The organism is Phenylobacterium parvum, from assembly GCF_003150835.1.
Taxonomy (GTDB): domain Bacteria; phylum Pseudomonadota; class Alphaproteobacteria; order Caulobacterales; family Caulobacteraceae; genus Phenylobacterium; species Phenylobacterium parvum.
Genome location: NZ_CP029479.1, coordinates 196,150 through 221,296, shown reverse-complemented (window position 1 = coordinate 221,296; position 25,147 = coordinate 196,150). Strand labels below are relative to the sequence as shown.

The following is a 25,147-nucleotide window of genomic DNA, read 5'->3' as shown; positions in this document are numbered from 1 at the left end:
GGAGCCGCCGGCCGGCCCCGTCCGCATTGCGCGGGGGCCGGCGCCGGAGGTTCGATCAGGCTGAACGCACCCGCCCGCTCCCGCTTTCGCAGGTCGGATGGTGGAGGCCGTGATGATGAACCTGACGGAACATGGGCCGGGTCCCTAGCCCATAGCCGCCGGGCCGTCCAGTCCCGGGCCCGGCGGGAGGGCGCGCCTCAGGGCAGGAGATCGAGGTCCGGGGTCCGGTAGTCCATGCCGGCCAGGGCCTGGCTGCGGTCGGCGGAGTCAAAGCCCGCCATGATCCCCTGGAACCGCATCTGGACGAAGGGCCGCATGTCCGGGTGGGTGAAGATGTAGAGGTCGCCGGCCTGAAGGGCCTCCAGCACCCGGGCGCCGACCCGGGCCGGGTCGATGCCGTTCGCCACCCGGTCGTCCGGGACGATCTCGCGCACCTGGGGGCCGCCGAACCTGGCCGGGCGGTTGCGGCCCGATTGGTTGATGCGGGTGCGCACGAATCCGGGGCAGAGGACCTGGACCTGGATGTTCTCGGGCGCCAGCTGGGCCGCCCAGCCCTCGGTCAGGGCCACCACGGCGAACTTGGAGGCGCTGTAGGCCTCCATGCCCGGGGGCGACATGTGGCCGGCCATGGAGGCGGTGTTGATGATCGCCCCGCCTTCTCCGTGGGCGCGGATGTGGGGCAGGAAGGCCTCGAAGCCGTAAATCACCCCCATCAGGTTGACCTGGAAGGTCCAGTCCCAGTCGGCGGGCTTCATGTCGTCCGCCGCCCCGCCGGCGCCCACGCCGGCGTTGTTGCAAAGGACATGGACCTTTCCAAAGGCGGCCACCGTCTCGCGGGCGGCGGCGACCAGGGCGGCGCGGTCGGTGACGTCGCACTGGACGGCGGCCACGCGCACCTGCCGGGCCTCCAGCTCGGCGACCGCCCGGGCCAGGGCCTCGGTCTCGATGTCGGCCAGCATGACGTTCATGCCCGCGGCGCCGAAGGCGTGGGCCATGGCCAGGCCAAGGCCCGAGGCGCCGCCGGTGATGAAGGCGGTCTTTCCCGCGAGGTCCTGCATGATGGTCTTTCCTGCTGAGTTCAGATCTTGCGGTCGCCCTGCCAGTAGGCGTCGCGGAGGATGCGCTTGTAGAGCTTGCCGGTGGGCAGGCGCGGCATTTCCTCGATGAAGTCGATGGAGCGCGGGGCCATGTAGTGGGCCAGGTGCTCGCGGGCGTAGGTCATGAGCTCGGCGGCGAGGTCCTCGGAGGGCGCTACGCCCGGAGCCGGCTCGATCACCGCCTTGACGGCCTCGCCCATCTCCGGGTCCGGCACGCCGAAGACCGCCACGTCGGCGACCTTGGGATGGGTGATCAGGGCGTCCTCGATGGCCTGGGGATAGATGTTCACCCCGCCCGAGATGATCATGAAGGCCTTGCGGTCGGTGAGGTAGAGATACCCCTCCTCGTCCAGGTAGCCGACGTCGCCCAGGGCGTTCCAGTTGGGGTGCTTCGGATGCCGCGACGACCGGGTCTTCTCGGGGTCGTTGTGGTACTCGAAGGTAGGGATCTCGCGTTCGAAGTAGATGAGCCCGGTCTCGCCGGGGGGCAGCTCATTCCCCTCCTCGTCGCAGACGCGAAGGACGCCGACGGCGGCCCGGCCCACCGAGCCCGGGTGCTTCAGCCAGTCCTCGCTGTCGATGAAGGTCGAGCCCGAGCCCTCGGTGCCGGCGTAGTACTCGTAGAGGACCGGCCCCCACCATTCGATCATCTGGCGCTTGACCTCCACCGGGCAGGGGGCGGCGGCGTGGATGGCGACCTGAAGGCTGGAGACATCGAAGGCCCGGCGGGCCTTTTCCGGCAGCTTGAGCATGCGCACGAACATGGTCGGCACCCACTGGGAATGGGTGACCCGGTAGTCCTGGATCAGCTCCAGCGACCGCTCGGCGTCGAACCGCTCCATCATCACCACCGTCCCGCCGAAGGACTGGACGGTGACCACGTAGGCCAGGGGGGCGGCGTGGTAGAGGGGCGCCGGCGACAGGTAGACCGTGTCCGGGCCAAAGCCGTAGCGGTTGGCCTGCTGGCGCAGGGCGAAGGCCTCGGCGGGGCTGACCTCCGGCAGGGGCCGCAGGATGCCCTTCGGCCGGCCCGTGGTGCCCGAGCTATAGAGCATGGAATCGCCCATCCACTCCTGGTCGAGGGGCGCCGGCGAGGCGCCGTCCCGGGCCGCCTCGTAGGATTCCCAGCCGGGGATGACGCCGTCGACCATCAGGCGGATCGGGCAGGCCGGGATGAGGTCGGACAGGCCCTCGGCGGTCTCGCGCTTGGCGTAGGAGCTGATCAGGACCTTGGCCCCGCAGTCATTGACGATGTAGGCGGCCTCGTCTGGCGGCAGGTAGCGGTTGATGGTGGTGATGTAGAGGCCGGACCGGAAGCAGGCCCAGACCGCATCAAGGAAGGCGAGGTTGTTCTCCATCAGGAGGGCGACGTGGTCGCCGCGCTTCAGGCCCCTGTCACGGAACAGGTTGGCCATCCTCAGGGAGCGCTCGTCCAGCTGGGCGAAGGTCACGACCTGGCCCGAGTCCGCCGAGATGAGGGCCGGCTTGTCGGGGGTCAGGCGGGCGTGGTCGGCGAGATACATGGGCCTTGTGTCTCCTCCAGCGGGGGCGCTGGCCGCCCCTCTGGGGCCACTGTAGCGGAGGCGCTGGAAGCGTAAACCCGTCGCAGGGGTCACTCGCCGCGCAGGCGGGCGACCAGGGCCGCGGTGGAGGCGTCGTGCGCCGCAGGCGCCCCGCCCTCCAGCTCGGGCAGGATGCGGGCGGCCAGGACCTTGCCCAGCTCAACGCCCCACTGGTCGAAGCTGTTGAGCCCCCAGAGGACGCCCTCGACGAAGACCTTGTGCTCGAAGAGGGCCAGGAGGGCGCCGAGGGTCGGCGGGTCGAGGCGCTCCATCAGCAGGAAGCCCGAGGGGCGGTCGCCGGGAAACGCCTTCTGCGCGGCGAGCACAGGATCGCCGCCAGCGGCCGCAAGCGCCTCGGCCTCCGTCCGCCCGGCCATCAGGGCCTCAGCCTGGGCGATGGCGTTGGCCAGCAGGGCGCGGTGAGCGGCGGGGTCGCCCTCCACGGCCTGGCGCACGGCCAGGATGTCGAGGGGAATGACGTCGGTTCCCTGGTGCAGGGCCTGGAAGAAGGCGTGCTGGCCATTGGTTCCGGGCTCGCCGAAGACGACGCCGGCGGTCGGTCGCGCCACGGGCCGGCCATCGCGCCCCACGCGCTTGCCGTTGGACTCCATCTCCAGCTGCTGGAGGAAGGCCGGCAGGAGACGCAGTCGGCGGGCGTAGGGAACCACCGCACGGGCAGGCCTGCCGAGGATGTCGCGGTTCAGGACGTGGGCCAGGGCCAGGACCACGGGCAGGCTTTCTTCCGGCGGGGCCGAAAGGAAATGGCTGTCCATCGTCGCCGCCCCGGCCAGCAGGCCGGCGAAGGTCTCGGGCCCCAGGCCGATGGCGCAGGACAGGCCCACCGCCGACCACAGGGAGAAGCGCCCGCCCACCCAGTCGGCGAAGGGGAAGATGCGGTCGGCGTCGACGCCGAATTCGGCGGCGGCCCCCGGCGCGGCGGTGACGGCCGCGAGGCGCGTCTTCGCCCCCGGCGCCGACGCCAGCCAGGCGCGGGCGGCGCGGGCGTTGAACAGGGTCTCCTGGGTGGTGAAGGTCTTGGAGACCACGATCACCAGGGTGCGGGCCGGGTCGAGGCCAGCCAGGGCGGCGGTGATCTCGGATGGATCCACATTGGCTGCAAAGCGCAGCTCGATCTCCGGGACGGCGGGGGCCAGGGCCTCCCAGACCAGTCGCGGCCCGAGGTCCGACCCGCCGATGCCGATGTGCACCACCGCCCGGATCGCGCCCTCGTTCCGCACCGTCCCGGCGAAGTGCAGCATGCGGTCGAGCTCTGACCGCACGGACCGGGCGACCGCCTGGCCGCCAGCGCGCCAGTCCCGGGCCCCGGGATCGCGCAGGGCCATGTGCAGGACGGCGCGACCCTCGGAGGTGTTGACCGCCTCGCCGGCGAAGAGGGCCTCCCGCGCCGCCTCGAGGCCGCAGGCGCGGACAAGGTCGACCGCCCGGGCGAAGCTGGCCGCAGACCAGGGCTGCTTGGCGAGGTCCATGGCCAGGCCGCAGGCCTCGAAAGTCAGGCGACGGACGCGGTCGGGCTCGACCTCAAAGAGGCGCCGGAGCGGCGGATCAGACGCTGCAGCGCGGGCCAGGGCCTCCCAGGGATCGGTCACGGCGCTCACCCCCGGGCGGCGTCCCGGACCGCGCGGGCGACGATGTCCGGGGTCAGGAGCTGGGGGAGGATGCGGGGTTCGCCGCCGCCCGCCGGATAGACGAGGTAGAGCGGCACCCCGGCTCGGCCAAAGCGCTCGAGATCCTTGGCGATCACGGCGTCGCGCCGGGTCCAGTCGGCCTTCAGGTAGACCACCCCGCTCGCCTTGAAGGCCTCGGCGGCCGTGCGGGTGGAGAAGGCGACCCTCTCATTGACCTGGCAGGTCACGCACCAGGCGGCGGTGTAGTTCACGAAGACCGGCCTGCCCTCTGCCTGCAGGGCGGCAAGACGCTCGGGCGTGTAGGCCTCGTAGGCCAGCCCCGAGGTTTCGCCGCCGGAGGCCGAGGCGTCTGCGGCGGCGGACGAGGGCCAGACGGCGCCGGCGACCGACAGGGCGGCGACGGCGAAGGCGGCGATGCCCAGGATGCGGGCAGGCTGGCCGAGGATCGCCCGCTTCTGGGCCAGGCCGGCGAGCCAGCAGGCGAAGGCCAGGAGGACGCCGGCCGCCAGCAGCCGGGCCAGCAGGTCCGGACCGGCCTGGACCGCCAGCACCCAGGCCAGCCAGGCGGCCGCGCCGTACATCGGGAAGGCCAGGATCTTGCGGAAGATGTCCATCCAGGGGCCCGGCCGAGGTAGCCGGGCGAGGAGACCAGGCGCAAGGGCGGCAAGGGTGAAGGGCGCGGCGAAGCCAAGGCCGAGGCCGGCGAACACCGCAAGGGACACGGCCGCCGGCTGGGTCATGGCCCAGCCCAGGGCCGGCGCCATGAAGGGCGCAGTGCAGGGCGCCGCCACCACCACCGCCAGGGCGCCGGTCAGGAAGGCCCCAAGGCCCCCGCCCCGGGAGGCTGCGCCGGAACCGATCCCCTGCAGGGAGCCGCCGATCTCGAAAAGGCCGGACATGTTGAGGCCCACCGCCAGCATGAGCAGGGCGAGGGCGGACACCACCGGCGGCGACTGCAGCTGGAAGCCCCAGCCGACGGCGGCGCCGCCGGCGCGCACCACAAGCAGCAGCACGGCGAGGCCAAGGAAGGTGGCCATGACCCCGGCCAGGAAGGCCAGGCCCTGCAGGCGGGCTGCGCGCCGGTCATGCCCATGCCCCGCCAGCGAGGCGGCCTTCATGGCCAGGACTGGAAAGACGCAGGGCATGAGGTTGAGGATCAGGCCGCCGATGAAGGCGAAGAGGATGGCGCCGGCGAGGCTGCCCGACGCGGAGCCCGCCGGGCGGGCGGAAGGGGGCGGGCCGAGGCCCGAGGCGCCTGCGGGGGCCACACCCGGGGCGGCCTGGATCTCATAGACCTTGCCATCCACTTCCAGCACCCCGCCGAGGGCGGCCGGGGCCACCGCACCGGGCGCCGGCTTCAGGGAGAGAGTCAGGCCTTCCGGACCCCGCTCCAGGGCCTGCGGCGCCGCATGGTCGAGGATCCCCGTCTCGTAGGGAAAGAAGTACGCCTGCTTCACGGATCCGCCCGCCAGGACGGGTCCGGTGGCGGCGACCTTGAGGCCGGAGGGTGCGGAAACGAGCACCGCCTGGACCTGACCCGGCTGGGGAGCGGCGTCGAGGGCGGCCTGGATGCGAGGCCCCCAGGTCGGATCAGGGGCGGGGTCTCCGGACACCACCTTCACGCGGATCGAGAGGTCGGCGTCCTCGGGTACGCAGACGTCAGAACAGACCAGGAAGGCCACCTGGACGCGCAGGTCGGCGGTCTGGCCCGGCCGCGCCGAGGCCGGGACCTTGACCTTGACCGGCAGGAGGACCTCTCCGGCGTAGCCGTAGTTCATAAGGGGGCCGATGGGCTTGCGGGAGGGCGGCGCCCAGACGATCTCGCCGGCGCTCCAACCTGCAGGCAGCGTCCATGTCAGCTCGGTGGGCGCCCCCGAGTCCCCGGAATTCCGCCAATAGGTGTGCCAGCCCTTGTCGGTGACCTGCCGGAGGGCCAGCTGGACCTCGCTCCCGGGGGCGGCGCCGTCGGCGGCGGCGACCAGTTCGGCGGTCAGGTGGCGGGTCCTGACCGGCTCTGCGAGGGCGGAACGGGCCGGGCCAAGCGTCCCAAGGGCGACGAGGGCCACCAGACCGGCGAGCAATCTCTTGAGCATGGGAACCCCCGACGGTCACACGGACCGGGACCGCGCCTAATATGGCCCCGCACCCCTCCATGGCAATCTGCGCCGGGCCGATGCAGGGGCTCGATTTCGCCGGCGCGCCGCCCCATGATCGTCCCGGTCGTGAATCCGCGAGAGGGAGACCCGTTCGTGCCGGGCAGGTTTGACGAGATCGAGATCGGACAGGTGGCGCCCCTTGGGGAGGTGCGGGTGGATGCCCGCGCCCTCGAGGCCTTCACCGAAGCCTTCGCCCCGGGCTGGCCGGCGGACCGCGGGGCGCCGGACGCCATGGTCTATGCGATCTGGAGCCGGCTTGACGCCGTCTCCGCCGTGGGCTGGCCCCAGACCAAGCGGCTGGGCGTCGACGCCCTGCGCTGGGTCCGGAACCCTCCAGCCGGAGAGGTCCTGCGCGGCCGCATGACGATCATGGGCAAGGATCCCGTCGGAGACGGCAAGGGCATCATCATCGCCCAGCATGACCTGCTGGACGAGGCGGGCCGGCTGGTCTTCTCCTGCCTGACCCGCTCCGTCTTTACGCGCTAGGCGATCTCGCCAGCCTCGCGCGCCGCGGCTTCCGACAGCTTGTAGATCTGCAGGGCCACGAGGCGGTCCCAGCCGAACAGGCTGATGATGTGCGCGTAGATCTGCTGCAGGGCGCCGTTGTCGCGCAGCTCGGCCAGCTTTTCCTGCGGCAGGGCGTTCAGCTTCTCCTCCGAGATGCCGAAGTACTCGGCGATCTGCTGGGGCTCGCCGGCGGTGCCGTCGGGATTGATCGGCGTATGGCTGGCCGTCTTGACCTCGAACAGGTCCAGTTCCTTGAGCAGCTGGATGAAGCTCATCGTCTTCTGCCGCTCGATCTCGTAGTTGTTGCAGAACTCGATGCAGTTCTGGGTGTACTCGCTGGGCGAGCCGTCCGGGTTGAAGAAGGGCAGGTCGCCGCCCTCCACGATGAACTCCGCAGCGCGGTCAATGCAGAGGATCGACTGCTGGGCGACATCGTCATTGGCGAAGACGAAGGGATAGCGCCGGATGTAGGCCGGCACGTAGATGCCCGGGTCGAACAGGCCGTCCTCACGCAGGAACATGTTCTGGTCGGCGTTGAGGCCCATCACCGCCAGGGGGGTCTTGTCGTCGCCCACGAAGATGATCGGGAAGGTCAGGCAGGCGATGCTGAACTCGGTGACCGTCAGGGGCACCGCGTGGCCGGGCCGGGCGAAACCGAAGGGGCCGTCCAGGCGCTTGACGCCCATTCCCTTGTGCGTCTCCGGCGAGAGGGGTTCCGGCTTGCTGTAGAAGAGGACGCTGCCGGTGATCTGGCCGCCGCGGGAGAGCTGGGTGGTGGTCGCCATGGGATGCCTTCGGTCTGGAGGGCGGATGTCGCAGGCGCGGCGACGGCGGACCCGTCGCAGCGGAGGTCGCCGCTTCTAACCGATTGCAGGATTGGCGGCAAATCCAGGTCGCCGCGGCTTGCGCGCGCCCGGCGGACCCGCTTCTATCCCCTCATAAGACACGGTGGCCAGGCCGCCGGCGGAGAGGAAACAATTTCATGGCCATCTTCTATCCCGACATCCTTCAGCAGCGCACAGCCCCGCGGACCTTCTCGTTCGGCGACAAGGACGTGATGCTCTATGCCCTCGGCATCGGCCTGGGGCAGGACCCGATGAACGAGACCGAACTGGCCTTCGTCTACGAAAAGGGCCTGAAGGTCGTGCCGACCGCCGCCACTGTGCTGGCGGCCGCCCTGCGCGGCGCGACGGGCCCCGCCCCGGAAATGCCGCCCGGCCACAGGCCCAGCCAGATCAACTTCCTGATGGTTGTCCACGGCGAGCAGAAGGTCGAGCTTCACAAGCCCCTGCCCACCAGCGGGACCTTCACCGCCGAGGGCCGAACCGTCGGCGCCTACGACAAGGGCGAGGGCAAGGGAGCGGTCATCATCAATGAGACCGTCTGGACCGACGAGAAGGGCGAGAAGGTCGCCACCCTGACCGGCTCCACCTTCGCCCGTGGCGACGGCGGCTTCGGCGGCCCTTCCGAGGGGGCTCCCGAGCCGCACGCCGTGCCGACCCGGGCGCCGGACATTTCGGTCGACTTCGCCACCCGCGAGGACCAGGCCCTGCTCTATCGCCTGAACGGCGACCGCAACCCCCTGCACTCCGACCCCGGCGTGGCGAAGAAGGCGGGCTTCGACCGCCCCATCCTGCACGGCCTGTGCACCTACGGGATCACCTGCCGGGCCATCCTTCAGGAGGTGACCGGGTTCGACGCCGACCAGATCTACTCGCACCAGGCCCGCTTCTCCTCGCCCGTCTTCCCGGGCGACGTGATCACGGTGGATATCTGGAAGGACGGCAAGAACATCTCGTTCGAAGCCCGGGTGAAGGCCCGCAACGTCACCGTCATCCGCAACGGCCTGACGGTCCTTCGCTAGGCCGGAGGCGATACGCCGCACCTTCGCAGACCCCCTCCGGCCCGCTGCGCGGGCCACCTCCCTTGGGGGGAGGAATTGGAGCCGCATGATTGCTCCCCCAAGGGGGAGCTCCCGGCGAAGCCGGGTGAGGGGGTCAACGGCGCCTCAGCTGACCCCCTCCGGCCCGCTGCGCGGTCCACCTCCCCCTGGGGGGAGGAACTAGGGGCGAGCCGTCCAGACCACGTGGCGACGCAGGGGATGGTCCTGCGCCAGGCGCGGGTGGTCGAAGTTGCGCGTCGGGTCGGCGACCATGCCGATCCGGCGCATGACCGCCTGGGAGGCCAGGTTGGTCTGCGCCGTAAAGGCGAGGATCTCGACCAGGCCCCCCGGGCCGAAGCCCCAGTCCAGGGCCGCCCGGGCGCCCTCCGAGGCCAGCCCCTGCCCCCAGAAGTCCGGGTGAAGCCGCCAGCCAATCTCCACGCAGGGACCGACCGGCAGGTTTCCTTCGGCCACGCGGGACAGGCCGATCATCCCCGCAAGGCGGCCGTCCGCGCGAAGCTCCGCCGCCCATAAGCCGAAGCCGTCCGCGGCGATCCCGGCGTTGATGCGGTCGATCAGGGCGTCAGTCGCCTCGGCCGAGATGGGGCCGCCCAGCCAGTCATGGACCCGGGGATCGCCGTTGATCGCCGCGAAGGCCGGCCTGTCGGCCTCCTTCCAGGGACGGAGCACCAGGCGGTCCGTGACGATCACGCCGGCCTCGGCTCGACGAGGGCCCCGTAGAGGTCGGTCCGCCGGTCCCGGAAGAAACCCCAGGCCGCCCGGTGCCTGGCCAGGAAGTCGAGGTCGAAGGTCGCCACGGCCACCCCCTCCTCGTCCCGTCCCATGTCCGCGACCAGGTCGCCCCGGTGGTCGGCGATGAAGCTGGACCCGTAGAAGCCCTGGCCGCCGCCGGGATAACCCTCCCAGGGCTCGAAGCCGGTGCGGTTGGCGCCAACCACGGGAATGACATTCGAGACCGCGTGCCCCTGCATGGCCCGGCGCCAGGGCGCGGCGGTGTCGAGGCTGGCGTCGTGGGGTTCGGACCCGATGGCCGTGGGATAGAGCAGCACCTCTGCGCCCAACAGGGTCATGGCCCGGGCGCACTCCGGATACCACTGGTCCCAGCAGATGCCGGCGCCGATGCGGCCGAAGCGGGTGTCCCAGACCCGGAAGCCCGTGTCGCCAGGCCGGAAATAGTACTTCTCCATGTAGCCGGGACCGTCGGGGATGTGGCTCTTGCGATAGAGACCCAGGAGGGACCCGTCGGCGTCCACCATCACGAGGCTGTTGAAGTAGTGCGGCCCCTCGCGCTCGAAGATCGAGATGGGCAGGACCACGCCCAGTTCCGCCGCCAGGGGGGCGAGGGCGGTGACGCACGGATGCTCGCGCCAGGGATGGGCCTCGGCGAACCAGCGCTCCTCCTGGGCGACGCAGAAATAGGGGCCCTGGAAGAGCTCCGAGGGCAGGATCACCTGGGCGCCCCGGTCGGCGGCCTGGCGGATCAGGTCGGCCGTGCGGGCGATGTTGGCGTCCCGGTCGGCGCCGTAGGCGGTCTGCAGGGCGGCGACGGAGAGGGTTCGGGACATCAGGCCGGCTCCTGCTGGGAGATGCAGTGGAAGGACCCGCCCCCGGACAGGAGGGCGTTGGACGACAGGGCGATCACCTCTCGCCCCGGGAAGGCCTCGGCCAGGCCCTGGGCGGCCAGGGACCCGGCGAGGCCCTCGCCATAGACCGGCAGGATCACGGCTTGGTTGGCGATGATGAAGTTCATGTGGCTGGCCGGTGCGCCTCCGACCCCATCGACTTCGACCCAACCCGGAGAGGGGATCCGGACCACCTTCAGGCGCCGGCCCTCTGCATCGGTCATGCCGGCCAGGGCCCGGGCCGCCGCATCGTAGACGTCGCCATTGGGATCCCCGGCGCCGAAGGCCACCGGGCAGAGCACAAACCCGGGGGCGGCGAAGCGGGCCAGGTTGTCGACATGACCGTCCGTATGGTCGTTCTGCAGGCCATCCCCCAACCAGAGCACCTTCCGGGCGCCCAGGTCCCGGGCCAGCACCGCTTCGGCGCTGGTCTCGGTCCAGCCGGCGTTGCGGTTCAGGTTCAACAGGCACTGGCGGGTGGTCAGCACCGTCCCTTCGCCGTCATGGTCCAGGGCGCCCCCCTCGAGGATGGCGCCGCTGCGCGCCAGGGCGGCCCCGGCATGGGTGGCGATCTGCGTCGCCACTTCGTCGTCGTGGGGCAGGTCGTACTTTCCGCCCCAGCCGTTGAAGGTGAAGCCCACGGCGGCGCTGGGGCCCCGGAAGATGGGGCCGGTGTCGCGCAGCCATACGTCGCCAAAGCGGCCGGGGACGATCTCGATCCCGTCGACGCCGCCCAGCCGGCGCCGGGCCTCGGCCTCGCCCGCATCCGAGCCCGTCATGAGGCGCACGGTCTCGCCGCCCGGCCCGGCAAGGGCGCGGGCCAGGGCCTCAACCTCGTCCTGGGCGGGGACGAGGTTATCCTCCCAGAGGTCTTCGTGGCTGGGAAAGCCCACCCACATGGCCCGGTGAGGGGCCCATTCGGCGGGAACAGGGCGGGACATGGCGCAGTTCTCCCTCAAGGGACGCGGGCAGATGGGCGAGGCGGGCCCCGACGTCAACCCGGCGCATGAAAAAGGGGCGGCCCGTCGCCGGACCGCCCCGTCTCCGTCAGGTCCCCGGCGCGGCCGGGGCCAATCCTAGAACGAGTACTTCAGGCCGAACTTGACCTGCCAGAGCGACCGGTTCGGCGCGTCCGAGTTGGACAGCGTCTTCACCGCCGGCTGGAAGTTCGAATAGGTGTACTTGCCGCCCGCGAGGCTGACCCCGACGATCGGCGCCGCATAGGGGAAGTCCACCTGCTCCAGGACGCCCCACTCGTCGTTGAGCATGTTGCCGATGTTGATGAAGTCGGCGAACAGCTTGAGCTTGGCGCCGTTCGGCACGAAGGCCGGCAGCTCCTGGCTCAGGCGCAGGTCGAAGCGGGTCACGTCATCCGAGCGGAAGCCGTTCCGGGGCGAGATCTTGCCGGCGTGATCGGTCAGGCCAACGCCCTTCAGGTACTCGTTGAAGGCGGCCATGTTGAAACCCGTCGCGTAGGTGACGATCGGGTCGCTGGTCAGGGTCACGTTTCCCGAGCTGTCCACCTGCGGGACGTAGAACAGCTGGCGGTTCGAGGCGCCGTCACCGAAGGTCGACATCGAGGCCGAACCCGAGATGTTGTAGACGAAGCTGTAGGGCAGGCCCGACCGGTGCTCCATGAACAGGGAGACGTTGGTCTTGTTGTCTTCCCAGAGCTCCCGGGTCCAGGACAGGCGCAGCTTGTACGAGTGCTTGATCTCGTAGTTCGAGGTCGCCAGGCCCGGGTTGTTCACGTCCGCCGTGGCCAGGTTGGCCCAGTTCGAGAAGGCCACCGAGCTGGTGCCCGGGTTCACGTCCTTGGCGTCAGTCAGGGTGTAGCTGAAGCTGCCGTCAAAGCCGGAGTCCCAGGACTTGGAGAGGCTGAAGGCCCAGGCCTGCTGGAAGCCCTGGTCCGTATTGGTCAGGATCAGGTCGCTGCCACTGTCGGAGGAGGCCACGCCGGTGACGAACAGGCCGCGCTCGGCGTTCCGGCGGTAAATCGGCCGGCCATCGGGCGCGAAGGCGACCGGGGAGAGGCCGCCGCGATAGTCCTTCCAGAGGATGCCCTTGCGGACATCGCCGCGCAGGTAGTCCACCGAGAACTCGTAGTTGTCGCCCAGCCAGCCGAGGTTCAGGTCGCCGGCGAAGGTCAGGCTGCTCTTCCAGGTCTGGATCGGCTCGAAGCTCGGGTCGATGCCGTTGGCGCCGGCCGAACGCTGGATGTTGACGATCGAGGGCCGGGTCGGGTCGAGCAGGGATTCCAGGGCCGTCGGCAGGTCCGCGAAGCTGGAGACCTGGGACAGGATGGCGTTGTCGTTCGTCCCGGCGGCAAGGCCGCAGGCCGAGCTGGTGGCGTTGCGCAGGCAGGAGACGCTGGCGCCCAGGACGCCGGTGTTCGAGAAGCTGTTCGACACCCAGACCGTGGCGGCGCCGCCAGAGAAGAGGCCGAAGCCGCCGGTCACACGGAGCCCGCTGACGCCCACCGCCCCGAAGTTGGCCTCGTATTCCGGCCGCCAGTCGAAGCTGAGGCGCGGCATGAGGACCGACTTGCCGTCGAGGTTCTCCGAGTTGGAGAAGCCGTAGCGGCTCAGGAAGTAGGGGTTGGCGAGCGGCTTGTCGTCCTGGTTCAGGCGGGTGTAGCGGAAGCCGGCCGTCAGGGTCAGGTTCGGGGTGATCCGCAGGGTGTCCTGGGCGTAGAGGTTCCAGGTGTCGTATTCGAACTGGGCGGCCAGGTCCTTCTCGTTCCGGACACCGTCGCCGTTCGCGTCGACGATGGCGTTCTGGTAGACGAGCTGGTTGAGGACGCGGTTCTGCAGATCGGCCACGCTGTTGAAGGTGAACTCGCCTTCGGTGCGCTGGGCGAAGAGGTTGTAGACCTCCAGGTTCTCCTTCTCGACGCCTGCGGCGAACTCGTGGTCGCCGAGGTCATAGAAGACCCGGGCGCGGTAGGTCGTGACGGTGTTCTCGAGCTCGTTCGCGTGACGCGAGTTGTCCGGACCCGCGAGGATCCGGGTGGCCGTGCCGGAGACCGCCGGGTTGGCGCCGATGGAGAACTGGCCGTACTCGGTCGTCTCGTCGCCATTGCCCGAGGCGTTCCCGGAGACGCCGCCAACCGGGATCTGCAGGGTCACCACTTCCTTCTGGGTGGCGGTCAGCTCGGTGCGGAGGTTGTCCGTCCACTCCGAGTTCAGCTGGGCGGAGTAGACGGTGAGGTCATCGCCCTTGGTGTAGTAGTTCGAGTACAGGGCCAGCTGGGTCGAGGACGAACGGTTGCCCTCGATCAGGCGGGTGCCCTCGGTGGACTGCCAGGTGAAGGCCAGGCGGTGGTTGTCGGTGATGTTCCAGTCGAGCTTGATGAGCTTCTTGGTGTCCTCTTCCGGCAGGGCCAGGTTGTTGAGGATCGAGCTCTCCGAGTCGACGCCATAGCCGTAGACATTCTTCAGTATGTCCTGGACCTGGGTCACCTGGGCGGGCGTGATGAAGGGGATGGCCGCAGCCGGGTTGCCGGCGATGACCGGCTTGCCCGAGCCCACCGGGCCCGCGATCGTGCCGCGTTCGGCGTCGAACTGCTCATAGGAGGCGAAGAAGAAGAGCTTGTCCTTGATGATCGGCCCGCCGAGGGTGGCGGCCCAGGACTTCTCCTCGAAGATGTTGGTGAAGGTCTGGCCGTTGGCCTTGTCGCCGATGTAGTCCTGGTCGGAGTACTCGTAGACGAAGGTGCCCTTGAAGGTGTTGGTCCCCGACTTGGTGACGACGTTGATGTTGGCGCCCTGGAAGTCGTTGTAGAGCACCGAGTACGGCGCGAGGTTCACCGACATGGCCTGGACGGCGTCCGTCGAGATCGGGCTGCGCTGGGTCGGGTAACCGTTGTTGTTCAGGCCGAAATCGTCGTTCTGCTTCACGCCGTCGACGGTCAGGCTGTTGAAGCGGTTGGACACGCCGCCGGCGAAAACCGCGTCGAGGTTGGAGGGGTCCAGCACCACGAAGGGGTTGAGGCGGGCGACGTCCTTGAGGTCGCGCTTCAGGCTGGGCAGGTCCTGGATGTCGCCAAGGCCGTAGTTGGAGGTCGGCCCGCCGTTTTCCTCACGCTTGGCCAGGGCGGCGGTGACGACCACCTCCTCGACCTGGTTGCCCGCAAAGGCGACGTTGACCGTGACCGGCGCGCCGACGCCCACCGACTGGACGCTGGAGGACTCGGAACGACCCGAAGCGGTGACGTCAATCTTGTAGGGGCCGCCGACGCGCAGGCCGCGGGCCGAGTAGAACCCGTCAGGACCGGAGAGGGTGGTGACCGTGGTTCCGGTGGGAACGTGGGTGATGCTGACGGTGGCGCCAGCGACCGCAGCGCCGGCGCTGTCGGTGATGCGACCCCGGATGGCGCTGGTGGTTTCCTGCGCAAAGGCCGGGACGGCCATGGCGCACATCAGGGCGGCGACCGCCGCGCTGTTGGCGAGCATTCTCGTGGACATCATGGATACCCCTCCATCAGATCAATCCGGCGTGCAGCCTGCCCCTACCGGTTGGTCGTGCCTATACCGCTTATTGTCACATTTGGGGTGACGGTTTTTTAACAGTCGGCGGCAGGGACCGAACTGCTGCAAAAACGCCACGCTCCGGGGCCATCGACGCCCGTTTGGGAGGCGCCGTTCAGCCCCGTCCAGCCCAGACAGCCCGGATTCGCGCGTCACGACCGCAGCCGACCCTGTAGCGGTTGTAGTGGCCGGGATTCTTGTGGGCATAGTCCTGGTGGTAGCCCTCGCCCACCCAGAAGGTGGAGCGCGGCAGGATCCGCGTGGCGACGGGCCTCCGGATCTGACGGGCGACATCCGCCTTGACCTGGTCGGCGACGCGCCGCTCGGCGTCGTCCGCGACGAAGACCGCCGTCCGGTAGCTGGGACCGATGTCGCAGATCTGGCCGTTGGGATCGGTGGGGTCGATGTTCCGGAAGAAGGCGGCGACCAGATCGCCGTAGGTGGTCCGCGCCGGATCCCAGGTCACCCGGATGGCCTCCAGATGCCCTTCGTGATTCTCGTAGGTGGGGTTTCGCTTGGCGCCGCCGGAATAGCCAACGACGACGTCGACCACCCCACGCACCTTCTCCATCTCGTGCTCGGCCGACCAGAAGCAGCCGCCAGCGAAGACGGAGGTCCTCAGGTTCGACCCCTTGGGCGGGGCGGAAGCGGCGGGAACGGCGGCGCCGGCCATCATGGCCAGGCACAGGACCAGGAAGAGCCGGAACATGGAAGCGTCTCCGTTGCGGCGGGCCGGATCAGGCCAGGTCAGTGACGAAGTCGGCCTCTGTCCGGGCCCGGACCTCGTCCAGCGTAACGCCCGGGGCCAGTTCCACAAGCCGGACCGCTGAGCGTCCGCGATTGATCTCGAAGACCCCAAGGTCGGTGACGAGAAGGTCCACCACGCCCTTGCCGGTCAGGGGCAGTGTGCATTCGCGCACCAGCTTGGAGCGGCCGGATTTCTCGCAGTGCTCCATGACCACGATGACCCGCTTTACCCCGGCCACCAGGTCCATGGCGCCGCCCATGCCCTTGACCATCTTTCCCGGCACCATCCAGTTCGCGAGGTCGCCGTTGGCAGCCACCTGCATGGCGCCGAGCACCGACAGGTCGATGTGCCCGCCGCGGATCATGGCGAAGGACTCGGCGCTGTTGAAATAGGACGAGGAGTTCAGCTCGCTGATCGTCATCTTGCCGGCGTTGACCAGGTCGGGGTCTTCCTCGCCCTCAAAGGGATAGGGGCCCATGCCCAGCATGCCGTTTTCGGACTGCAGCGTGACCTGCACGCCGGGCGGGATGTGGTTGGCGACCAGGGTCGGGATGCCGATGCCGAGATTGACGTAGAAGCCGTCCTTCAGCTCGCGCGCCGCCCGGGCGGTCATGTCGTCGCGGGTCCAGGGCATCAGGCGCTTGCCTTCTCGCTGCGGGGACGGGTGGTCAGGCGCTCGATGCGCTTCTCGTAGGCCGGACCCTTCAGGATGCGGTGCACGTAGACGCCGGGGGTGTGGATCATGTCCTTGTCGAGGGTCCCGGTCTCGACCAGGACCTCGACCTCGGCGACGCAGACCCGGCCGGCCGTCGCCATCATCGGATTGAAGTTCCGCGCCGTCTTCCGGTAGATCAGGTTGCCCTCGGCGTCGCCCTTCCAGGCCTTGACGATGGACAGGTCGGCCTTCAGCGCCCGCTCCATCAGGTAGGTCTCGCCGTCGAACTCGCGGGTCTCCTTGCCCTCGGCGACCACCGTGCCCACGCCCGTCCGGGTGAAGAAGGCCGGGATGCCCGCCCCGCCGGCCCGGATGCGCTCGGCAAGCGTGCCCTGGGGCGTGAACTCCACCTCCAGCCGACCCTCGATGTAGAGCCGCTCGAAGAGCTCGTTCTCGCCCACGTAGGAGCTGATCATCTTGCGGATCTGGCCGTTCTCGAGCAGCAGGCCGAGGCCGAAGCCGTCGACGCCGCAGTTGTTCGAGACCACCGTCAGGTCCTTCACCCCGGACTCACGGATGGCCAGGATGAGGTTTTCGGGAATGCCGCAGAGGCCGAAGCCCCCGGCCATGACCGTCATGCCGTCGGACAGCAGGCCGGCGAGGGCGGAGGCCGCATCGGATTGGATCTTGGTCGCCATAGGGCCACCCTACGCTGCAATGCAGCATTTGAAAACGCCCCGGTCGCCCGGCGGGGCCTCCGGATTGGCGCGGAGGCCCGCCCCGGTGTAGGAGGCGGTCATGACCCAGACCGCCTCCCCGTCCGGCCTGCCGCCGGTGGATTTCAACGACTGGTCCGCCGACTTCGAGGGCTTCTCCCGCCGCCTGGGCGACAGCTTTGTCCGCTACGGCTTCTGCGTGATCGCCCAACACGACCTGGACCTCGCCCGGATCGACCGCGCCATCGCCGCCTCGCAGGCTTTCTTCGCCCTGCCGGAGGCGGTGAAGCGCAGTTACGTCACCGGCGTCGGCGGCCAGAGGGGCTACACGCCCTTCGGCGTGGAGACGGCCAAGGACTCCCGGCACTTCGACCTCAAGGAGTTCTGGCACATGGGCCGGGAGCTGCCGCCGGGTCACGCCTACGCCCCGGTCATGCCGCCGAATGTCTGGCCTGCAGAGGTCCCGGACTTCCGGGAAGAGGTCACCTGGCTGTTCAACGCCCTGGAGGACTTCGGCCTTCGGGTGCTGCAGGCCCTCGCCGCCTATCTGGGCCTGGAGCGTCGCTGGTTCGACGACCCCGTACGGGACGGCAACTCCGTCCTGCGGCTCCTGCACTATCCGCCGGTCCCGCCGGATGGTCCCAACATCCGGGCTGGAGCACACGGGGACATCAACGTCATCACCCTCCTGCTGGGCGCCGAGGAGGCGGGGCTTGAGGTCCTGGACCATGACGGCCGCTGGCTGCCGGTGAACCCGCCCGCGGGCTCCCTGGTCTGCAACATCGGCGACATGCTGGAGCGGCTGAGCAACCGGGTCCTGCCCTCCACCATCCACAGGGTGGTCAATCCGGCGCCGGAGCGGCGGGGCTTCTCGCGCTATTCGACGCCCTTCTTCCTGCACTTCCGGCCGGATTTCGAGGTCAGGACCCTGCCCGGCTGCATCACGGCTGAGCGTCCCGACGCCTTCCCCGAGCCCATCACCGCAGACGCCTTCCTCCAGCAGAGGCTGAGGGAGATCAAGCTGGCCTGACGCCAGGCTGGAGGGCCTCGAGGCCGGCGGCGTCCGAGACCGTCACCGAGAGGTCCGTCAGCAGGCCGTCGTGGATGGCGTAGATCCAGCCGTGCACGCTGAGCTCCTGGCCCCGGGCCCAGGCGTCCTGGACAAAGACGTCCGAGGCGACGTTCCGCACCTGGCGGATGACGTTGAGCTCGCAGAGCCGGTCCAGGCGCGGTCCCTCCGCCAGGGCGTCGAGTTCGCCCCGGTGCTCGGCGTGGATCTCGCGGATGGGATGCAGCCAATGGTCAACCAGGCCGCGCCGGCGCCCGTCGACCGCTGCGGCGACGCCGTGGCAGCCGTAATGGCCCACCACCATGATGTGCCGGACCTTCAGGACGTCGACCGCGAACTGCAGCACCGACAGGTAGTTGGCGTCCTGCGGCGGGGCGAGGTTGGCGACGTTCCGGTGCACGAAGAGCTCGCCGGGATCGAGGCCAACGATCTCGTTGGCCGGCACCCGGCTGTCGGCGCATCCGATCCAGAGGTACTCCGGGCTCTGCTGGCCGGCGAGGCGTTGGAAAAAACCAGGGTCGACGGACAGCTTGGCGGCGGCCCAGCGCCGGTTGTTGGCCTTGAGGTCCTCAAGCATCAGGGTCTCGGCGCTCCGGGCTGGTTTCGGGGGTGGGCGGCCTCGAAGGCGGGATGGCCGGCGGCATGGTCGGCGACCGCCTTGAGGGCCGGCCAGCGGTTCATGTCCAGGTCGTAGCGGGCCGCCGCGTAGACCTGGGGGATCAGAAGGCAGTCGGCGAGGGTCGGCGCATCGCCGTAGGCGAACCCCCGCCCATGCCGGAGGACCATGGCCTCGAGGGCGTCGAAGCCGTCGCTCACCCACCTGGCCGACCAGGTGTTGACGCCCTCGCGGGAGACTCCGAGGTCCTGCAGGGCCTGGTGGACGCGGAGGTTGTTCAGGGGGTGGATGTCGCAGGCGACGATGGCGGCTATGGCCCGCACGCGGGCGCGCCCCAGGGCGTCCGGCGGCAGGAGGGCGGGCGCAGGATAGGTTTCCTCCAGCCATTCCAGGATCGCCAGGCTCTGGGTCAGGAGGTCGCCGGAATCCGTCTCCAGGGCGGGCGCCAGTCCCTGCGGGTTCCGCGCCCGGTAGGCCTCGCCATGCTGATCGCCGGCGCGCAGGTCCACGGGGACGATGTCGAAGTCCAGCCCCTTGAGGGCCAGGCCGATCCGCACCCTGTAGGGCGCCGTGGCGGCCCAGAAGCTGTAAAGGGTCAGGGCCAAGGCGCTCAGTCCAGCCGGAAGGCCAGGGCGCCGACGCCCTCGACCTCGCCCTCGACCCGGTCGCCCGCCTGCAGCGGCCCCACGCCTTCCGGCGTGCCGGTGAAGATCAGGTCGCCCGCCTGAAGGCTCCACAGCTTCGAAGCCTCGGAAATGATCTCGGCCACATTCCAGATCATGTCCGCCACGACGGCGTCCTGGCGGACGGCGCCATTGACGGACAGGCGGATGGCCCCCTGGGGCGGGTCGCCCGTCCAGGGCCGGACCGCCGAGATGGGCCCCGAGGCGTCAAACCCCTTGGCCGCTTCCCAGGGCTGGCCCTTGTCCTTGGCCAGAGCCTGCAGGTCCCGGCGGGTCAGGTCCACGCCCACTGCATAGCCGAAGACAGCCTCGAGCGCCCGCGCGACCGGGATATCCGCGCCGCCGGACTTCAGGGCGACGACGAGTTCGATCTCATGATGCAGGTTGGCGGTCGCCGACGGGAAGGGAACCTTACCGCCCGGGGGAACGACAGCGTCTGCGGGCTTGGCGAAGAAGAAGGGCGGATCCCGGTCGTCGCCGCCCATCTCGCGGCGGTGGGCGGCGTAGTTCCGGCCTACGCACAGCACCCGGCGGACCGGGAAGAGGGCGTCGGAGCCCTCGACAGGGACCAGGACCGGAGGCGGCGGCGCGTGCGTGAAACGGGTCATGGACGGCGGCATACGCCTGTCGGGTGGGAAGGAAAACCCCGGGGCCGCCAAAGGATGCGCGGTGATTGACACCCTTCCCGGCCTGCGGCCTAGGTCCCCGCGAGCGGAACCGGAGCGCGCCATGACCGACCAGACCCCCAAGGGGCCCCTGTCCGACCTGAAGGTCGTGGAGATGGGCACCCTGATCGCCGGCCCCTTCTGCGGCCAGGTGCTGGGCGACTTCGGCGCGGACGTGGTCAAGGTGGAAGACCCGGGCAAGGGTGATCCCATGCGCCAGTGGGGCCGGTCCCTGCCCAAGGGCCTGTCGCCCTGGTGGCCGGTCATCGGCCGCAACAAGCGCTCGGTGGCCCTCGACCTGCGCCAGCCCGAGGGCCGCGAGCTGGCCCTGGCCCTGATCGACCAGGCCGATGTCCTGATCGAAAACTTCCGCCCCGGCGCCATGGAGAAGTGGGGCATGGGCTACGAGGCCCTCGCCGCCCGCAATCCGCGACTGGTCATGGCCAGGGTCTCCGGCTTCGGCCAGACCGGGCCCTATTCGGAGCGGGCGGGCTACGGCCTGATCGGCGAGGCCATGGGCGGCCTGCGCTACGTGACCGGCGAGCCGGACCGTCCGCCGGCCCGGGCGGGGATCTCCATCGGCGACAGCCTGACCGCCCTGCACGCCGTGATCGGCGTCATGATGGCCCTGCACCACCGCGAGCGCACCGGGCGCGGCCAGATGATCGACGCGGCCCTCTACGAGAGCGTCCTGTCGGTCATGGAGAACCTGGTCACCGAGTACGACCTGACCGGCTATGTCCGCGAGCGCTCGGGCTCCATCCTGCCGGGCATTGCGCCCTCCAACGTCTATCCCTGCGCCAACGGCGAGAGCCTCTTGATCGGCGGGAACGGCGACGCCGTCTTCGCCCGCCTGGCCGCCACCATGGGCCGCGAGGATCTGGCCGCCGACCCGCGCTACGCCACCCACGCCGCCCGGGGCGAGAACCAGGCCGAGCTGGACCGGATCGTCTCGGACTGGACCCGCAACTGGCCCCTGCCCGAGCTCCTGGCCCTGCTCGAAGCCAACGGCGTACCCTGCGGCCGGATCTTCCGGGCCCCGGACATGCTGGAGGATCCCCAGTTCGCCGCCCGCCAGTCCATTGTCGAGGTGGATCACCCGGTGTTCGGGAAGGTGAAGATGCAGAACGCCTTCCCGAAGCTGTCAGAGACCCCGGGAGGCGTCCGCTGGCCGGGTCCGGCCCTGGGCGAACACACCCGTGAGGTGCTGGAGGGCCTGGGCGTCGACGCAGGCCGCCTGGCCGAACTGGCCGCCCGCAAGATCACGGCCCTGGGCTGACTACCCCGAGACCGCCAGGTCGTCGGCGTGGATGACAGGCCCTTCTGAAAAGCCGAGGGCGGCCTCGACCCCTGCCGAGCTGAGGCCGCAGATCCGGACGGCGTCCTCGGAGTCGTAGCGGCTGAGGCCCCGCGCCACCTCCCGGTCGGCCTCATCCCGCACCACGACGGCATCGCCCTTGCCGAACCGGCCCTCGACTGCGGTGACGCCTGCGGCCAGGAGGCTCTTGCCCCCGCGCAGGGCCCGGGCGGCTCCGGCGTCGATCCGGATCACCCCGGACGGCGCAAGGGACCCGCCGATCCAGGACTTGCGCGCGGCGTGGGGAGACACCGCGGCGGTGACCAGGGTGGCGCGCGCGCCGGCCTCGACCTGGGCGAGGGGCGAGGACCGGCCGCCAAGGGTGATCAGGGTCGCGCACCCCGCCTGGCGGGCGATCCGGGCGGCCATGATCTTGGTGGCCATGCCGCCGGTGCCGACGCCCGCAGAGGCGTTGGCCCCGCCGGCCATGGCCTCGATCCCCGCATCAAGGTCGGTGACCAGGGGCACGTGCTGGGCCGCCGGGTCCGACCTTGGGTCAGCCGTATAGAGCCCGTCGACGTCGGAGAGCAGGACCAGGAGGTCGGCGCCGATCAGCTGGGCGGCGCGGGCGGCCAGCCGGTCATTGTCGCCGTAGCGGATCTCCTCGGTGACGACGGTGTCGTTCTCGTTGACCACCGGCACGACCCCGAGGTCGAGCAGGGTCTCCAGGGTGGCCCTCGCATTCAGCCAGCGCCGGCGGATCTCGGTGTCGTCGCGGGTCAGCAGGACCTGGGCGACCGGCAGGCCGTGGGGCTCCAGCGCCGCCTCCCAGGCGTGCATGAGGGCCGACTGGCCGGCGGCGGCGGCGGCCTGTTTCTCGGGCAGGGTCAGGGCCTTACGGCCAAGCCCAAGTCGCCGGCGGCCGAGAGCCACGGCGCCGGAGGACACCACCAGCACCTGCTGGCCGCGCGCCCGCAGCCGGGCGAGGTCGCCGGCGAAGTCGGAAAGCCAGGCGGCGTCGGGGGCGCCGTCCGGCCCGACCACCAGGGCCGAACCGATCTTCACGACCACCCGGCGGGCAGAGGCGAGGTCGCTCACGGACGCCAGTCTCCCGCAGTCTCCCCGGCCGCCTTCGCCTCGGCGCGACGCGCCTGCACCTGGCGCCAGGCCTCGCGAAGGAGGTCCTTCACGCCCTGTCCCGATACGCCGGAGACCAGGCTGACCGGCCGGCCGGAAGCGGCCTCGAGCGCTTCCTTCTGCATGGCCAGGGTGTCCGGATCGAGGGCGTCGACCTTGGAGAGGGCCAGGATCTCGGGCTTGTCCCCCAGGCCCGAGCCATAGGCCTCCAGCTCATGCCGGACCGTGCGCCAGGCCTCGGCCACGTCAGTCTGGGTGCAGTCGACCAGATGGACCAGAACCGCCGTGCGCTCCACATGGCCCAGGAAGCGCGTCCCCAGCCCGGCGCCCTCCGAGGCGCCCTCGATGAGGCCGGGGATGTCGGCCATGACGAACCGCTCCTCGGGGGACAGGTCGACGATGCCGAGGTTGGGGGCGAGGGTGGTGAAGGGATAGTCCGCGATCTTGGGCCGGGCGGCGCTGGCCGCCGCCAGGAAGGTGGACTTGCCGGCGTTGGGCAGGCCGGCCAGGCCCACGTCGGCGATAAGCTTCAGCCGCAGCCAGATCCACTTTTCCTCGCCGGGCTGGCCGGCGTTGGCGTGGTAGGGGGCCTGGTTGATGGGCCCCTTGAAGCGGTCATTTCCCCAGCCGCCATTGCCGCCCTTGGCCAGGAGGACGCGCTGGCCGGCGTGATCAAGATCGACGATCAGGGTCTCGCGGTCCTCCTCCAGCACCTCCGTGCCGACGGGAACCTTCAGGACCACGTCGGCTCCGGCCGCGCCGTGGCGGTTGCGGCCCATGCCGTGGATGCCGGTTTCGGCCTTGAAATGCTGGTGGTAGCGGTAGTCGATCAGGGTGTTCAGCCCGTCCACCGCCTCGATCCAGACATCACCGCCCCGGCCGCCGTCGCCGCCGTCCGGGCCGCCGTACTCGATGTACTTCTCGCGCCGGAAGGACACGGCGCCACCGCCGCCATTTCCCGAGCGGATGTAGATCTTGCACTGGTCGAGGAACTTCATGCGGTGGCCCTAGCACGTCCCGGCGACAAAATCAGGCCAGCCAGATCTGGCCGCGCGAGGGCAGGGCCTCGCCGCGGGACAGCACGAAGGTCTGGCGACGCTCGCCGGTGTAGAGGAAGCCCGCCTTCACCAGGACGGCGTCCGACGCCGGGTTCTCGTCCAGCCGCCAGGCGCGCACATAGGTCCGGCCCCAGTCCCGGGCGGCCCAGGCCAGGGCCGCCTTCACCGCTTCGGTCATCAGGCCAGCGCCCCAGTAGGGCCGGCCCAGCCAGTAGCCGATCTCCGTCGCCGGGGCGGGCTCGCCGAAGAAGGACAGGAAGCCGACCAGGCCTTCCGCCGGATGCTCGAGGGCGAAGCGCGCCTCCCGGGCAGGGTCGAGCCCGTCGCCGGAAGCGAGGAAGGCCTCGGCGTCCGCCAGGGCGTAGGGATGCGGAAGGCGCGCTGTGGTGCGGGCCACCTCGAAATCCGAGCAGAGGGCGGCGATCCGGGCGGCGTCACTGCGCCTGGGCGCACGCAGGCGCAGGCGGGGCGTCTCGATGATGGGTTCCGGGCGGAAGGGGCGCATTTCGGGGACCTCCCGGCCCCTCTGCCGGGGGCCTGAAAACGAAAACGGGGAGCCCGGCGTCCGGGCTCCCCGCTTCGGGAGATCCACCGGTCCGCCAGGCAGGCGGACCTTCGGGAAGGTCCGCGTCAGCCGGCCGCGTTTTCCACGCAGACGTAGGTGCGGTCATCACGCTTGGTGATGAACTTCACGGCGCCGTGGGCGGTCGCGAAGAGGGTGTGGTCCTTGCCCATGCCAACATTGTCGCCCGGGAAGAACTTGGTGCCGCGCTGGCGCACGATGATGTTGCCGGCCAGGACCGCCTCACCACCGAACTTCTTCACGCCGAGACGGCGGCCCGCCGAGTCGCGCCCGTTGCGCGAGGATCCGCCGGATTTCTTGTGAGCCATGGGGGCCTCCTGAAACTAGGTTTCCGACGCTTATTCGGCGTCGGTCTTCTTGGCCGCGGCCTTCTTGGGCGCAGCCTTCTTCGCGGCGGGCTTCTCAGCCGGAGCCGCCTCGGCGGCCTCCGCCGGAGCGGCCTTGGCCTTCGCGGCCTTGGCCGGAGCGGCGACGGGCGCCGCGGCTTCCAGCGAGGCGACAACAGCCTTCAGGTTGCGGGCCTTGGCGTCCAGCAGGGCCTTGGGCGTCAGGTCGACCACGCCGTCCCAGGCGGCGGTCTTGCCGGCGCCGGTGATGGAGGTGACGCGCAGCACGGTCTCGGGCTGACGGTGGCCGCGGGTGCGGCGATAGCCCTGGCGGCGGATCTTCTTGAAGATCCGGACCTTCTCGCCCTTGCGGGTCTCGATCAGGGTGGCGTTGACCGCAGCGCCCTCGACGGTGGGGGCGCCAACGGTGACCGCAGCGCCGTCGCCCAGCATCAGGACGTCCGAGAAGGCCACGTCCGCGCCGGGCTCGCCGCCCAGCTTTTCGACCACCAGTACGTCGCCAGGTTCGACCCGGTACTGTTTGCCGCCGGTTCTGATCACCGCGTACATGA

At 70.0% G+C, this 25,147-nt stretch carries 24 protein-coding genes; 4 read left to right on the top strand and 20 right to left on the bottom strand.

Features of this window, described 5'->3' with window-relative positions; translation table 11 throughout:
* Positions 1-197: 197 nt before the first annotated feature.
* The 4 genes from HYN04_RS01110 to HYN04_RS01095 form a co-directional block, all read right to left on the bottom strand.
* Positions 198-1,058 carry an SDR family NAD(P)-dependent oxidoreductase gene (locus HYN04_RS01110; RefSeq protein ID WP_110449052.1) on the bottom strand — a complete coding sequence of 287 codons (861 nt, stop codon included), beginning with the start codon at positions 1,056-1,058 and terminating at the stop codon, positions 198-200.
* A 20-nt stretch (positions 1,059-1,078) separates the two neighbouring features.
* Complete coding sequence (locus HYN04_RS01105) at positions 1,079-2,620, bottom strand: acyl-CoA synthetase (protein WP_110449051.1); 1,542 nt, start codon at positions 2,618-2,620, stop codon at positions 1,079-1,081.
* Positions 2,621-2,709: 89 nt separating this feature from the next.
* The gene (gene pgi, locus HYN04_RS01100) at positions 2,710-4,275 is read right to left on the bottom strand and encodes a glucose-6-phosphate isomerase (protein ID WP_110449050.1); all 1,566 of its coding nucleotides are present in this window, start codon (positions 4,273-4,275) and stop codon (positions 2,710-2,712) included.
* A complete protein-coding gene (locus HYN04_RS01095) occupies positions 4,272-6,398 on the bottom strand; it encodes a protein-disulfide reductase DsbD family protein (protein WP_110449049.1) in 2,127 nt (708 codons plus the stop codon). The genes pgi and HYN04_RS01095 overlap by 4 nt, the downstream gene beginning before the upstream one ends.
* A gap of 156 nt (positions 6,399-6,554) precedes the next feature.
* Between HYN04_RS01095 and HYN04_RS01090 the strand changes: the two genes are divergently transcribed.
* Positions 6,555-6,947 (top strand): acyl dehydratase, encoded by a 393-nt coding sequence (locus HYN04_RS01090; protein WP_110449048.1) that lies wholly within the window; start codon positions 6,555-6,557, stop codon positions 6,945-6,947.
* Here the strand turns inward: HYN04_RS01090 and HYN04_RS01085 are convergent.
* Complete coding sequence (locus HYN04_RS01085; RefSeq protein ID WP_110449047.1) at positions 6,944-7,753, bottom strand: SapC family protein; 810 nt, start codon at positions 7,751-7,753, stop codon at positions 6,944-6,946. The two genes, HYN04_RS01090 and HYN04_RS01085, sit on opposite strands and share 4 nt — an antisense overlap.
* Before the next feature lie 197 nt (positions 7,754-7,950).
* Here HYN04_RS01085 and HYN04_RS01080 point away from each other — a divergent pair, with 197 nt between their 5' ends.
* Positions 7,951-8,832: a MaoC/PaaZ C-terminal domain-containing protein gene (locus HYN04_RS01080; protein ID WP_110449046.1), complete on the top strand. Its 882-nt coding sequence runs from the start codon at positions 7,951-7,953 to the stop codon at positions 8,830-8,832.
* A 198-nt stretch (positions 8,833-9,030) separates the two neighbouring features.
* Here HYN04_RS01080 and HYN04_RS01075 read toward each other — a convergent pair whose 3' ends face one another.
* The 7 genes from HYN04_RS01075 to HYN04_RS01045 all read right to left on the bottom strand — a co-directional run bounded on the left by HYN04_RS01075 (position 9,031) and on the right by HYN04_RS01045 (position 17,123).
* Positions 9,031-9,561, bottom strand: coding sequence for a GNAT family N-acetyltransferase (locus tag HYN04_RS01075; protein WP_110449045.1), 531 nt, complete (start codon positions 9,559-9,561; stop codon positions 9,031-9,033).
* Entirely contained in the window at positions 9,558-10,436 is an 879-nt protein-coding gene (aguB, locus tag HYN04_RS01070; RefSeq protein ID WP_110449044.1) for an N-carbamoylputrescine amidase, read from the bottom strand. Before aguB ends, HYN04_RS01075 begins: the two co-directional genes overlap by 4 nt.
* Positions 10,436-11,434: an agmatine deiminase family protein gene (locus HYN04_RS01065; protein ID WP_110449043.1), complete on the bottom strand. Its 999-nt coding sequence runs from the start codon at positions 11,432-11,434 to the stop codon at positions 10,436-10,438. Before HYN04_RS01065 ends, aguB begins: the two co-directional genes overlap by 1 nt.
* 135 nt (positions 11,435-11,569) lie before the next feature.
* Positions 11,570-14,962, bottom strand: a complete 3,393-nt coding sequence (locus tag HYN04_RS01060) for a TonB-dependent receptor (protein WP_110449042.1) — start codon at positions 14,960-14,962, stop codon at positions 11,570-11,572.
* Positions 14,963-15,137: 175 nt separating this feature from the next.
* A complete protein-coding gene (gene msrA / locus HYN04_RS01055) occupies positions 15,138-15,731 on the bottom strand; it encodes a peptide-methionine (S)-S-oxide reductase MsrA (protein WP_241962646.1) in 594 nt (197 codons plus the stop codon).
* A 28-nt stretch (positions 15,732-15,759) separates the two neighbouring features.
* Positions 15,760-16,404 carry a CoA transferase subunit B gene (locus HYN04_RS01050; RefSeq protein ID WP_110449041.1) on the bottom strand — a complete coding sequence of 215 codons (645 nt, stop codon included), beginning with the start codon at positions 16,402-16,404 and terminating at the stop codon, positions 15,760-15,762.
* A complete protein-coding gene (locus HYN04_RS01045; RefSeq protein ID WP_110449040.1) occupies positions 16,404-17,123 on the bottom strand; it encodes a CoA transferase subunit A in 720 nt (239 codons plus the stop codon). The genes HYN04_RS01050 and HYN04_RS01045 overlap by 1 nt, the downstream gene beginning before the upstream one ends.
* A gap of 100 nt (positions 17,124-17,223) precedes the next feature.
* On the opposite strand from HYN04_RS01045, the gene HYN04_RS01040 reads away from it, so the two are divergent.
* Positions 17,224-18,171, top strand: coding sequence for an isopenicillin N synthase family dioxygenase (locus HYN04_RS01040; protein WP_110449039.1), 948 nt, complete (start codon positions 17,224-17,226; stop codon positions 18,169-18,171).
* Here HYN04_RS01040 and HYN04_RS01035 read toward each other — a convergent pair.
* Genes HYN04_RS01035 through HYN04_RS01025 form a run of 3 tightly spaced genes read right to left on the bottom strand, consistent with a single transcriptional unit; the run spans position 18,158 to position 20,117 of the window.
* On the bottom strand, positions 18,158-18,787 hold the full coding sequence (locus HYN04_RS01035; protein WP_110449038.1) for a carbonic anhydrase: 630 nt from the start codon (positions 18,785-18,787) through the stop codon (positions 18,158-18,160). The genes HYN04_RS01040 and HYN04_RS01035 overlap by 14 nt on opposite strands.
* Positions 18,787-19,431: a maleylacetoacetate isomerase gene (gene maiA, locus HYN04_RS01030; protein WP_110449037.1), complete on the bottom strand. Its 645-nt coding sequence runs from the start codon at positions 19,429-19,431 to the stop codon at positions 18,787-18,789. Before maiA ends, HYN04_RS01035 begins: the two co-directional genes overlap by 1 nt.
* 5 nt (positions 19,432-19,436) lie before the next feature.
* Complete coding sequence (locus tag HYN04_RS01025) at positions 19,437-20,117, bottom strand: fumarylacetoacetate hydrolase family protein (protein ID WP_110451233.1); 681 nt, start codon at positions 20,115-20,117, stop codon at positions 19,437-19,439.
* A 121-nt stretch (positions 20,118-20,238) separates the two neighbouring features.
* Here HYN04_RS01025 and HYN04_RS01020 point away from each other — a divergent pair, with 121 nt between their 5' ends.
* A complete protein-coding gene (locus HYN04_RS01020; RefSeq protein WP_110449036.1) occupies positions 20,239-21,453 on the top strand; it encodes a CaiB/BaiF CoA transferase family protein in 1,215 nt (404 codons plus the stop codon).
* Here the strand turns inward: HYN04_RS01020 and proB are convergent, their stop codons facing one another.
* From proB to rplU, 5 genes are all read right to left on the bottom strand, one after another.
* Positions 21,454-22,569: a glutamate 5-kinase gene (proB, locus tag HYN04_RS01015; protein WP_110449035.1), complete on the bottom strand. Its 1,116-nt coding sequence runs from the start codon at positions 22,567-22,569 to the stop codon at positions 21,454-21,456.
* Entirely contained in the window at positions 22,566-23,606 is a 1,041-nt protein-coding gene (gene obgE / locus HYN04_RS01010) for a GTPase ObgE (RefSeq protein ID WP_110449034.1), read from the bottom strand. The genes proB and obgE overlap by 4 nt, the downstream gene beginning before the upstream one ends.
* A gap of 31 nt (positions 23,607-23,637) precedes the next feature.
* Complete coding sequence (locus tag HYN04_RS01005) at positions 23,638-24,171, bottom strand: GNAT family N-acetyltransferase (protein WP_110449033.1); 534 nt, start codon at positions 24,169-24,171, stop codon at positions 23,638-23,640.
* 125 nt (positions 24,172-24,296) lie between these two features.
* Positions 24,297-24,557 carry a 50S ribosomal protein L27 gene (gene rpmA, locus HYN04_RS01000; protein ID WP_110449032.1) on the bottom strand — a complete coding sequence of 87 codons (261 nt, stop codon included), beginning with the start codon at positions 24,555-24,557 and terminating at the stop codon, positions 24,297-24,299.
* A gap of 30 nt (positions 24,558-24,587) precedes the next feature.
* A complete protein-coding gene (gene rplU, locus HYN04_RS00995) occupies positions 24,588-25,145 on the bottom strand; it encodes a 50S ribosomal protein L21 (RefSeq protein ID WP_110449031.1) in 558 nt (185 codons plus the stop codon).
* Positions 25,146-25,147: the final 2 nt, after the last annotated feature.

Coding starts and splice junctions, on each gene's coding strand:
- rplU (WP_110449031.1), bottom strand. CDS start 25,145: ATGTACGCGGTGATCAGAACCGGCGGCAAACAGTACCGGGTCGAACCT.
- obgE (WP_110449034.1), bottom strand. CDS start 23,606: ATGAAGTTCCTCGACCAGTGCAAGATCTACATCCGCTCGGGAAATGGC.
- HYN04_RS01105 (WP_110449051.1), bottom strand. CDS start 2,620: ATGTATCTCGCCGACCACGCCCGCCTGACCCCCGACAAGCCGGCCCTC.
- HYN04_RS01005 (WP_110449033.1), bottom strand. CDS start 24,171: ATGCGCCCCTTCCGCCCGGAACCCATCATCGAGACGCCCCGCCTGCGC.
- aguB (WP_110449044.1), bottom strand. CDS start 10,436: ATGTCCCGAACCCTCTCCGTCGCCGCCCTGCAGACCGCCTACGGCGCC.
- HYN04_RS01110 (WP_110449052.1), bottom strand. CDS start 1,058: ATGCAGGACCTCGCGGGAAAGACCGCCTTCATCACCGGCGGCGCCTCG.
- msrA (WP_241962646.1), bottom strand. CDS start 15,731: ATGTTCCGGCTCTTCCTGGTCCTGTGCCTGGCCATGATGGCCGGCGCC.
- HYN04_RS01060 (WP_110449042.1), bottom strand. CDS start 14,962: ATGATGTCCACGAGAATGCTCGCCAACAGCGCGGCGGTCGCCGCCCTG.
- HYN04_RS01050 (WP_110449041.1), bottom strand. CDS start 16,404: ATGCCCTGGACCCGCGACGACATGACCGCCCGGGCGGCGCGCGAGCTG.
- HYN04_RS01040 (WP_110449039.1), top strand. CDS start 17,224: ATGACCCAGACCGCCTCCCCGTCCGGCCTGCCGCCGGTGGATTTCAAC.
- rpmA (WP_110449032.1), bottom strand. CDS start 24,557: ATGGCTCACAAGAAATCCGGCGGATCCTCGCGCAACGGGCGCGACTCG.
- HYN04_RS01025 (WP_110451233.1), bottom strand. CDS start 20,117: ATGACCCGTTTCACGCACGCGCCGCCGCCTCCGGTCCTGGTCCCTGTC.
- HYN04_RS01035 (WP_110449038.1), bottom strand. CDS start 18,787: ATGCTTGAGGACCTCAAGGCCAACAACCGGCGCTGGGCCGCCGCCAAG.
- HYN04_RS01045 (WP_110449040.1), bottom strand. CDS start 17,123: ATGGCGACCAAGATCCAATCCGATGCGGCCTCCGCCCTCGCCGGCCTG.
- HYN04_RS01095 (WP_110449049.1), bottom strand. CDS start 6,398: ATGCTCAAGAGATTGCTCGCCGGTCTGGTGGCCCTCGTCGCCCTTGGG.
- HYN04_RS01080 (WP_110449046.1), top strand. CDS start 7,951: ATGGCCATCTTCTATCCCGACATCCTTCAGCAGCGCACAGCCCCGCGG.
- HYN04_RS01065 (WP_110449043.1), bottom strand. CDS start 11,434: ATGTCCCGCCCTGTTCCCGCCGAATGGGCCCCTCACCGGGCCATGTGG.
- HYN04_RS01085 (WP_110449047.1), bottom strand. CDS start 7,753: ATGGCGACCACCACCCAGCTCTCCCGCGGCGGCCAGATCACCGGCAGC.
- HYN04_RS01020 (WP_110449036.1), top strand. CDS start 20,239: ATGACCGACCAGACCCCCAAGGGGCCCCTGTCCGACCTGAAGGTCGTG.